This window comes from Pseudomonas sp. GM102 (assembly GCF_000282555.1).
In the GTDB taxonomy this organism is placed as follows: domain Bacteria; phylum Pseudomonadota; class Gammaproteobacteria; order Pseudomonadales; family Pseudomonadaceae; genus Aquipseudomonas.
Map to the genome: position 1 here is coordinate 1 of NZ_AKJB01000078.1, position 7,919 is coordinate 7,919.

At 52.0% G+C, this 7,919-nt stretch carries 7 protein-coding genes and 2 pseudogenes; 3 read left to right on the forward strand and 6 right to left on the reverse strand.

Annotation, left to right across the window (positions count from 1 at the left end; all coding sequences use genetic code 11):
• Positions 1–82: 82 nt before the first annotated feature.
• A complete protein-coding gene (locus PMI18_RS09550; RefSeq protein WP_007903403.1) occupies positions 83–1,111 on the forward strand; it encodes an IS110 family transposase in 1,029 nt (342 codons plus the stop codon).
• 389 nt (positions 1,112–1,500) lie between these two features.
• On the opposite strand, the gene tal is transcribed toward PMI18_RS09550, so the two are convergent.
• The 3 genes from tal to dusA all read right to left on the reverse strand — a co-directional run bounded on the left by tal (position 1,501) and on the right by dusA (position 3,878).
• On the reverse strand, positions 1,501–2,427 hold the full coding sequence (gene tal, locus PMI18_RS09545; RefSeq protein WP_007903406.1) for a transaldolase: 927 nt from the start codon (positions 2,425–2,427) through the stop codon (positions 1,501–1,503).
• Positions 2,428–2,605: 178 nt separating this feature from the next.
• Positions 2,606–2,833: an AbrB/MazE/SpoVT family DNA-binding domain-containing protein gene (locus PMI18_RS30545; RefSeq protein ID WP_007903411.1), complete on the reverse strand. Its 228-nt coding sequence runs from the start codon at positions 2,831–2,833 to the stop codon at positions 2,606–2,608.
• Between the two features lie 43 nt (positions 2,834–2,876).
• Complete coding sequence (gene dusA / locus PMI18_RS09540; protein ID WP_007903412.1) at positions 2,877–3,878, reverse strand: tRNA dihydrouridine(20/20a) synthase DusA; 1,002 nt, start codon at positions 3,876–3,878, stop codon at positions 2,877–2,879.
• A 68-nt stretch (positions 3,879–3,946) separates the two neighbouring features.
• On the opposite strand from dusA, the pseudogene PMI18_RS31575 reads away from it, so the two are divergent.
• Positions 3,947–4,033 (forward strand): annotated as a pseudogene (locus PMI18_RS31575) (lysis protein); the annotation flags it as partial.
• A gap of 643 nt (positions 4,034–4,676) precedes the next feature.
• Here PMI18_RS31575 and PMI18_RS09535 read toward each other — a convergent pair.
• From PMI18_RS09535 to PMI18_RS09525, 3 genes are all read right to left on the reverse strand, one after another.
• Positions 4,677–5,522 carry a DUF4435 domain-containing protein gene (locus PMI18_RS09535; RefSeq protein ID WP_007903413.1) on the reverse strand — a complete coding sequence of 282 codons (846 nt, stop codon included), beginning with the start codon at positions 5,520–5,522 and terminating at the stop codon, positions 4,677–4,679.
• A complete protein-coding gene (locus tag PMI18_RS09530; protein WP_007903415.1) occupies positions 5,515–6,858 on the reverse strand; it encodes an AAA family ATPase in 1,344 nt (447 codons plus the stop codon). The genes PMI18_RS09535 and PMI18_RS09530 overlap by 8 nt, the downstream gene beginning before the upstream one ends.
• Before the next feature lie 224 nt (positions 6,859–7,082).
• On the reverse strand, positions 7,083–7,298 hold the full coding sequence (locus PMI18_RS09525; protein ID WP_007903417.1) for a hypothetical protein: 216 nt from the start codon (positions 7,296–7,298) through the stop codon (positions 7,083–7,085).
• A 106-nt stretch (positions 7,299–7,404) separates the two neighbouring features.
• On the opposite strand from PMI18_RS09525, the pseudogene PMI18_RS30550 reads away from it, so the two are divergent.
• Positions 7,405–7,745, forward strand: a pseudogene (locus PMI18_RS30550) (transposase); the annotation flags it as partial.
• Between the last annotated feature and the right edge of the window lie 174 nt (positions 7,746–7,919).

Here is a 7,919-nt window from a genome sequence, read left to right on the forward strand (position 1 = left end):
ATCCCCTAATGAAATGGCTACCCCCGCCGCCCCCTGTGATCGCCCACTAAGCTTTCACCGGGGGCTCATCGGAGATCATGCCATGAACAATGTAGCTATCGCCGCCATCGACCTGGGAAAACATACCTTTCACCTGCATGCGCAAGATGATCGCGGCCATGAGGTTTACCGCAAAAAATTCAATCGGGTGACGCTCATTCGGTATCTGGCCAACCTGGAATCCTGCACCGTCGTGATGGAGGCCTGCGGCGGCGCCCACTTCATGGCGCAAGAGGTCGCCAAGCTGGGACATACGCCCAAACTCATTGCCCCTCATCTCGTGCGTCCGTATGTGAAAAGCAACAAAAACGACTTCGCTGATGCCGAGGCGATCTGCGAGGCGGCGACCCGACCCACGATGCGTTTTGTGCCACCCAAAACTCAAGCTCAGCAGGCACTGGCCATGTCCAACTCGCTACGTGAGTCGTTCATTAAAGACCGCACTGCGACCGTCAATCGGATTCACGCAGCCCTTCTGGAGGTTGGCGTCAGCCTGGCCCCTGGCTTCAAAACCATCAAAGAGCTTCCAGCGTTGCTTGAGGTGAGTTCATTTTCTGAACGCATCAAGAAAAACCTGATGCTGCTGCATGGGCACTTCAACTATCTGGATGGACAGGTCAAGTCGCTGGACAAGGAGGTGGAGTGCCAGGCCGCCGAAGATGATCTGGCGGCGCGCTTGATGACCATGCCGTGTGTCGGCCCGATCACCTCCAGCGCCCTGGCTGCCGAGTTGGGCGATGGCAAACAGTTCAAATGCGGCCGAGGCTATGCGGCCTCGATCGGGTTGGTGCCCAAACAACATTCCACGGGCGACAAGACCGTACTGTTGGGCATCAGCAAACGCGGCGATCGAAACCAGCGACGCCTGCTCATCCAGTGCGCCCGTGTGTACTTGATACAACTGGATCGACAGAAAGGCGCTCTGGCGGACTGGGTCCGCCAGCTCTTGGCGTCCCGCCATCACTCCAATCTTGTGGTTTGCGCGTTGGCCAACAAGCTGGCACGAATCGCCTGGGCGATTGCGGCCCACCACACTGAATTCGATGCGGGGCCAGCCGCGATGAACGCCTGACCCCGCTGTCACCCGAGCACCACCCACCTGGTTTTGCGATGCTGGATAACTGATGACGTGAACGGCCAACCGGCCTGACGACAACCCTGGGCTCCTACACGGCTGAAAGGCCGTTACCCTAATTAGGGTCGTTGGGCATCGATTCTCATCGAGGCGCGGGGCCACAAACCCCACTTAGACGCCGGATAGATGAAAGCAAGCCAAACACGCATCAAAAACAGTATTGCAGAAAAGGGGGTAACCATAGATGTAGGAGCGAGGCTTGCCCGCGAAGGCGCCATAACGATCACCACATCCCCCAGCGCGAAGCCTATTCAATCTCCAACATCAAGGCACAAAAAAGGGCGAACCCACTAAGGTTCGCCCTTTTTGCACAGCTTCGAACTAGATCACAGCTTGGCTTGCAACAACGCCTCAAGCTTCTCCTGATCCCGAGCAAACTGACGAATCCCCTCAGCCAGCTTCTCGGTCGCCATCGCATCCTCGTTGGACAACCAACGGAACTGCGCTTCATTCAAGCTCAGACGCGTCTCACCAGCATGCCCCGGCGCCAATTTGCGCTCCAGCTTGCCAGTATCCGCCGCCAGCTTCTCCAGCAGATCCGGGCTGATGGTCAACCGATCACAACCGGCCAGCTGTTCAATCTGATTCAGGTTACGGAAGCTCGCACCCATCACCACAGTCTTGTAGTCATTGGCCTTGTAGTAGTTGTAGATGCGCGTCACCGACTGCACGCCAGGATCATCCGCGCCGGTGTAGTCGTTGCCTGTGGCCTTCTTGTACCAGTCGTAGATACGGCCCACGAACGGCGAAATCAGGAAAACCCCAGCGTCAGCACAAGCCGCAGCCTGAGCGAAAGAGAACAGCAAGGTCAGGTTGGTCTGAATGCCTTCCTTTTCCAGCTTCTCGGCAGCGCGAATGCCTTCCCAGGTCGAAGCGATCTTGATCAGCACACGGTCACGGCCAACGCCGGCCTTGTCGTACAGGTCGATCAGACGGTGCGCACGCTTCAATACGGCGTCAGTGTCGAACGACAGGCGCGCATCCACCTCAGTGGAAATACGGCCCGGTACAACCTTCAGAATTTCTTGCCCTACCGCAACGCCAAAACGGTCACTGGCCAGGCCCACATCGCCCTTGCAGTCGTGAACGCAAGCGTTCAGCAACTCGGCATAAGCGGGAATGGCCGCCGCTTTGAGCAACAGGGAAGGGTTGGTGGTAGCGTCCACGGGTTTAACGCGAGCGATTGCTTCGAAGTCGCCGGTGTCGGCAACCACGGTGGTCATTTGTTTGAGTTGTTCCAGCTTGGAAGTCATGGGCGTGCTCTGTCCTATGGGTCTAATGACATTACCCGAGCGCTTGCAGCCACTCAAGGGCGCGTACGTGTATCGATGGCCCCAGCGGCAACAACCTGAAAACGGATGTTTGAAAGGCGGGGCGTGGTATCGGTAGATACGATGCTGAAATAGGGGACAGGTTCAACGCAAGTGACGGTTAGCTTGACGGGCAGGCCTGGGCCATGGCCTCAATGCTTACCGATTTGGACGGTTTACGGATTAGACCTTTGAGCGCTCGGACCGAACAAGTGGCGGCCACGATTTCAAAGCTGCCATTTTTTAACGAAACAAACTGAACGCGATCGCCGGGGCGAAGCCCCAGTGAGGCACGCAGCTTGGCTGGAATGGTGATCCGTCCTTTAGATGTCAGCGTGGCTATTGCCATAGATGATTACTCCGTTCCGTCTTACGAATGAGCGGTAGGGGAATCAGCGCCCCTCGAGTAATTCCGCCGCCTGATCCAGCAACGCCAAAGGCTCTTTGGCCTTGTGAATATCCACCGACAACAACTGCCGAAACTTGCGCGCCCCCGGGAACCCGGTGCCCAGCCCCAGAACATGCCGAGTGATGTGGTGCATCGATCCACCCGCCAGCAGATGCTCGGCAATATAAGGCCGCAACTGCGCCAGCGCCTCGGCCCGGCTGATCACTGGTGCCTTGCTGCCGAACAGCTGCTGATCCACCTCAGCCATCACATAAGGGTTGTGATACGCCTCACGACCCAGCATCACACCGTCGAACGTCTGCAGATGCTCGTGACAGGCCTCCAGCGTCTTGATCCCGCCGTTGAGAATAATCTCCAGCTCCGGAAAATCCGTCTTCAACCGCGCCGCCACGTCATAGCGCAAGGGCGGAATGTCGCGGTTCTCCTTCGGCGACAACCCCTCCAGAATCGCAATCCGCGCATGCACCGTAAAACTCGTGCACCCGGCATCCCGAACCGTGCCGACGAAATCACACAACTCCTCGTAACTGTCCCGCCCATTAATCCCGATCCGATGCTTCACCGTCACCGGAATCGACACCGCATCACGCATCGCCTTCACACAATCAGCCACCAACTGCGGATGCCCCATCAGGCACGCGCCGATCATATTGTTTTGCACCCGATCACTCGGGCAGCCGACGTTCAGGTTTACCTCGTCGTAGCCGTGGTCCTGGGCCATGCGCGCGCAGGCGGCCAGGTCCAACGGGACGCTGCCGCCGAGTTGCAACGCGAGTGGATGTTCGGCTTCGTTGTGACGCAGGAAACGGTCGTGGTCGCCGTTGAGGAGCGCGCCGGTGGTGACCATTTCTGTGTAGAGGAGGGCGTGCTTGGAGAGCAGGCGTAGGAAGAAACGGCAGTGGCGGTCTGTCCAATCCATCATCGGGGCGACGGAGAAGCGGCGGGAGAGGGCTGGGGCGGCGGTTGGCGTGGTTGCTGGGGACATGGAGATATCTAAATAGAATGAGGGTAAGGCGATGATGGAGTTTATCAGGATTGGGGAGGGTTGGAGGCGTGGGTGTTGAGGACGCTGGCGACCAAGGATTGATCGCGTTGGCGGCCTGTCAGGTCTATGCCAAAGAAGTCTCAGCGCCGAAGTGAAGAAGAGTGGCCGGAGTGGATGCTGTAGTGGTCTAATTTCCCCGGACACCTCGATAGATGCATTCTCCACCTATCGAGGTGTCCGGGGAAATTAGACCACTACACCTTGCCCAAGCCTGCTACGGAAGATTTCACGTACATTCCAATTTCACGGAGTGAAAGGTTTTGCAAAGAAGTGAAGCGACGTTGTGCAGCGCCCTGCGCCGGTCAAGGCGGTAGCCAATCTCTATAAGCCCCTGTTTGCTAGGGGGCGTCGCCTGAAAAGCTCGTTCTACCGAGTTTTCAACTCTCACTAGCTCGCATCTGAAGAGTTTGTGGCGCCTTTTAGGAGGGGTATTGAATTTACTTAAAGGCACGGCTCAGGCGGCTTTCATAGCGTTTAGCACGTTTCACAGATGTTCAACGAAATAGAACCGAATCATATTCTGCAAGCTATCAATACCTGACATCAGTGACATTCAATAATCTGTGTGAAAAGGGCTGTCGTCAAAGCAAAAATAGACCAGCAACGTCCACAGAGATCATATAGAACCAGCAGGTGTCAGTATTTTGACTAAGAATGTAGGTTGCTACTATATCTAGAAATTCATACGGAGACGTGACCTACGTAAGGCCACGTTCAATACCGGCATCAAAGAAACGGTTAAGATGATATGTCAGAGTATAGTTCCAAGTCGCTAGTTGCAATAAGTAGGAGGGCTCTTTCTATTGCGTCTTCGGATCCCAAAGCGCTGTTTCCTCGCCCATTTTTTATAACCCACGCGAGGACTTTTACAAAGTCATGACCTCTAATTGCCATCTTGCAGTCCGTATCTAAGCAGCGCTTATGCCACTCACTGGCCTTCGCTTTGAAATTCCCAATAAAAGACATTTTAGCGTTTTTGTTCAATACTTTAGATGCATACGAGTCAAAATCAAATGAAAGCAGCCCCTCTCTAAAGCTCAAGCTTTTATCAAAGTCAATCCATTGCAAATTTAATTCAAGCTCTCTATCGGCAAGTCGGAAAGAATATAGCATAATTAATGCATTAGAAAAGCTCTCTACAAAATCGCCCCACTTGCCAATTTTACACCTCGAAACGGTTACTATTAATTTTTGCAACAGTTCATCGGTAAAAAAGTATAACTCGAGTGAGCAGTACTTTGTCCACACTAATCCTTTGGATTGAACGAGCTCCTCGAACCAATGGTCAATGTCTCTATCAACTAAAAATCGACATCTAAGAATATCTATGCTGCTGAGCTCTTGCGCGAGAGCAAGTACTCTTTGCTTATTGCCCTCTGTCAGTTTGTATTTTCGAAGTATAGCTTCAGGCACGTCGACGCTATCAATCGTATACACAATTTTGGAGGGGTCTTGCGCGTGTTGAAAACATGCAGTAAGAACTTCCTTATCGAAGTGACCCTCCACATAAATATCATTAAGCTCGGGCTCGAGCTCATATCGCAGAACAAGATCATCAATTGAACGGCGAGGCAGGTCACTCATGATAATTATCTAGCTTGATGACGCGATTTCTATGTTGGGATAGAAGCTCCAAAGAGTGTGATGCAAAAATAAATTGAATCTTTGCGCCTTCCGTTATGTCGAGCAAGGATTGAACTAATTGGCGCTGCCATTTAATGTTTAGAGAGATCTCCGGCTCGTCGATCATGAAAACAGTTGACGTGTCCCTTGCAGTTAATACATAGCAAAATAGAAGTAATAGCTGCTGTTCCCCAGAGGAAAGTTGAGTCGGGTCTAGCTCGACTCCTTTGCGATTTTTTAGCTTGAATCCAGTTCCAACTTTGAATTCTATTTTTTTGTCGCTAAGAAATTGATTGATGGTTTCAACAAATCTATGAACCAGCTGATAGATGGGTTCAACTGCCTCTAGTCTTCCTTCAATACTTTCAATATACGGCTTGAGTAGCGAGGCAGCAAGTTCCGGTCGTGATCCAACATTGCTTGTTAAAGCTTTTTTGAATCCTGCCATTGGCAGCGGAATCGCTAAATCATAATTTGCTAATAGGCTGGTTTTGATCTCAATTAATGATAGTTGACGAGACAAACTATCTACATCGATCTTCTCCATTGCTTCACGATTACTCGTAGGTGCCATCAAATGCTGAAGGACTTGACCATACACTGCATGTACGTTGGTGCTTCCTTGATTGGCCCCTTGCAATGCCTTGTCCGCAATCCACCTGAACGTGCTGTTCATTGCCTGAGCTAAACCAATTTCTCGTGTCCTGGCAACTAAATCATTTATTTTTGGTCGTTCTTCGAAATGCATTATCTTCCTGAATTCTACTTCGTCGGTAGCGTCTGGTATGGAGTCGCTATGCAAGTATCTTTCAGCATTTAGAAGGAAAAGATTGGGCGTGCAGTTTGCTAGAGCTTTTAAGTATACTTTTTCTCCATACCACTTTAAGTCAACTTGTTTTTTGTTGGTGGTTACTCGTCTTACTTCTTTGCCTACAACTTCATATCGAACCGAGCTTTCCGATTCGTTGGGGTCGTGCTCCCAAAGCGCGATAACTTCATGATTCTTAATTATACTTAAAATTAGTACATCACCATTGCGAAGCGCGCTGAGTTTAATGCCTGAGGTCAAAACAACTTCAAGTTGAGAAAATTCAGCTCTATATAGTGCGGTTCGGTGGCCCTTGTTGTTTCCCGCTGAAAGCAAGTGAAACGCCAGTCTCAATACCGTACTTTTTCCAACACCATTGTCTCCGTAAAGAATTGCTGCGTCCTCCAGCTCTCCTTCCTTGGGTAGCTTGTAGTCGTAAAGGCCAAATAGGCCTTGAATATGAATTGACGATATCAAACGATCGCTCATGCCTGCCTCGCGAAAATTAGTGATGTGGACATAATGCCCTGTCCGCAACAGCGATGCTATGCCAAGAATCATATGGATCCGTTACGGTTTTAGCCGCTACGATCCATTCAGGTAGAGCGTTTTTTATTACCTGAAATCAACGGGGGGTATAGGACCACCCTGGAATCGCCAGAATAGGCAAGGCCATTCAGGGCCTTCGCAGCCATTGAACGGCGCGTCACAGGCTAGTCCTTTTCCAGTTTTCTTAGTCGCGCCAGGCCCTGATTGATAAACCCTGCATTCTCCCCAATTCGTTCTAGCGCCATACGCGCATTTTCCCCAACGGTCTCGTATCCCTGCTGCTCGACTAACAGCACCAATTCCATCAACGCAGCTTCGAGGCCCAGCTGATTCTCGTACATTTTTTCTAGAACGACTGAAAGGGAATATTCGCTGGCCATGCATTCGACTCCGACCAAGGGCTGGAGTTGCACGCCGGTTTGCCGACCCATTGCGCCTATGTCGAGCGGGTCTATCAAGCGCTCAAATGCTGAAGTTACCGAGCAGGCTCTAGATGCCTTCGAGTCTGGACCTTGGGGGCAGAGCAAATCCAACGGTGGCTGCGGCCTGGAGACGTGCCTGGGGCCGAGTCATCCTGTTTTTCGTCTTCCCGCCAGCCATACGAAAAGTGATCAACACCACCAACGCTATCGAGAGCATCAATGCTCAGTTGTGCAAAATCATCAAGACAAGGGGGGCACTTTCCAACCGACGATGCAGCGACGAAGTTGATCTGGCTGGCATTGCAAAATATCACCGCCAATTGGGGCAGTGCCGCCCATGACTGGAAGAATGCCATGAATCAGTTTGCGGTCTTGTACGGAGATCGATTCATCAGGCCGACCTAGTGAAAGGAAGGTCTGCCTGACCGGCCCGCACACAAAAAATCCTGATACTCCTATTCAGGTTATACGAATTACTAGTGCCCTGAATAATCTCTTCCTGGTTGATTAAAGTGTTTCTGCACCAGCTGCAGCAGTTCCTGGGCTACCCGGTACAGCTTGACCGCCAGCTGCGCCACC